This window comes from Dietzia sp. UCD-THP, from assembly GCF_000349585.1.
Classification (GTDB): domain Bacteria; phylum Actinomycetota; class Actinomycetes; order Mycobacteriales; family Mycobacteriaceae; genus Dietzia; species Dietzia natronolimnaea_A.
In genome coordinates this window covers 1-1,090 of the sequence record NZ_KB714674.1, presented here as the reverse complement: position 1 = coordinate 1,090, position 1,090 = coordinate 1, and the positions used below count along the sequence as shown (strand labels likewise).

Sequence of the window (1,090 nt, the reverse complement as noted above, 5' to 3'; positions counted from 1 at the left end):
CTTCCCGAATCAGGTTCACCACGAACTCAGCAAGGTGAGCCACAACTCCATGAGCGTCCGTCACGCTCATTCCCATAGCCATTTCGTCAACCTCGGCCATGCGCCGGTGATAGTCCTCGGGGCCTGCTGCCGCCGCTGTTGCCATGACGTAGTTCCACGCGACCCGGTGCGGGGTGAACGGACTCTCGTCAGCCTGGTCAAGGTCCGCCTTGTACTCTTCCAGTATCTCGATTTCTGCCTCAAGCCCCATTCGGCGCTTCTCCAGAAGCACGATGCTTTCCTCAATCTCCAGACCGGTGCTGTTAATCAGTGGCTTCTCCAGAAGCTCTGCCAGCCGGTCCCGCTCTGCCTGAGTCATTACCGTAATCACTGCTCTACTCCCTCTGCGGCATAGGCCGCTACGATTGCCGACTTCGTTGCCGACTTGTCCATGTTGTTCTCCCTGAGAAACCGATCAACCACCAGCGATGCCAGTTCGCTGATGATTTCCTCCGGGTCAATGTCTTCCGAACTCTGCCGCGCCCGATCCATTGCCGCGAAGAATCCGAACTTTTTCCGTTCCAGCAACTCGGCATGAGCCATGATGTGATCCCATGCCGCCCTAGTTGTGTCCTCCATTAGCCTTCTCCTGTCGTGTGCGCTACGCGCTTGCCTTGTACGTGTTGACCGTCCGTAACCATTCGTTGCCGGTGGTGTCTACGACAATGAAGCCGCCTGCCGTTGATGGGATCATGTGCATTCCCGTTGATTCGGCGTGCGAACGATTCCAAATCTGCGCGATGAGTTCGCCCATGAAGCACTTTGTGATGTCATCCGCCATGAGTGTTTCCTCCCTCCTGTGGGTAGTTGCGTTTTTGCTTGCGGGGTGGCTAGCCCCGCCGTCCGCTTCACACTGTTCAGTTCTCTGAATAACTTCGGGTCGGCCCGTAGGTCTCCCGTCAAGCGCCCCCTGTTACGGCCTGGGGGCTAGGCCGGGTGCTCAGACTCCGAGGACTGACTCGGCTTCCCGGTCGGTGATCCACTGCTCGACCACCGAACGGCGGTAGTACACCTTCCGACCGACCTTGAAGCTCTGCGGCCCCCTGCCGAC

3 protein-coding genes are annotated in these 1,090 nt (G+C 58.4%); all 3 read right to left on the bottom strand.

Going from position 1 to position 1,090, the window contains the following annotated elements:
- Positions 1–358 (bottom strand): hypothetical protein (locus H483_RS39825; protein WP_193746924.1); only part of this gene is annotated, 358 nt, incomplete at its 3' end.
- An 8-nt stretch (positions 359–366) separates the two neighbouring features.
- Positions 367–582, bottom strand: coding sequence for a hypothetical protein (locus H483_RS37920; RefSeq protein ID WP_152428114.1), 216 nt, complete (start codon positions 580–582; stop codon positions 367–369).
- A gap of 58 nt (positions 583–640) precedes the next feature.
- Complete coding sequence (locus H483_RS39405; RefSeq protein WP_152428113.1) at positions 641–820, bottom strand: hypothetical protein; 180 nt, start codon at positions 818–820, stop codon at positions 641–643.
- Positions 821–1,090: the final 270 nt, after the last annotated feature.

What these genes read in the sequence shown, in the direction of transcription:
- H483_RS37920 (WP_152428114.1), bottom strand. Translation starts at nt 582, where the DNA reads ATGGCTCATGCCGAGTTGCTGGAACGGAAAAAGTTCGGATTCTTCGCG.
- H483_RS39405 (WP_152428113.1), bottom strand. Translation starts at nt 820, where the DNA reads ATGGCGGATGACATCACAAAGTGCTTCATGGGCGAACTCATCGCGCAG.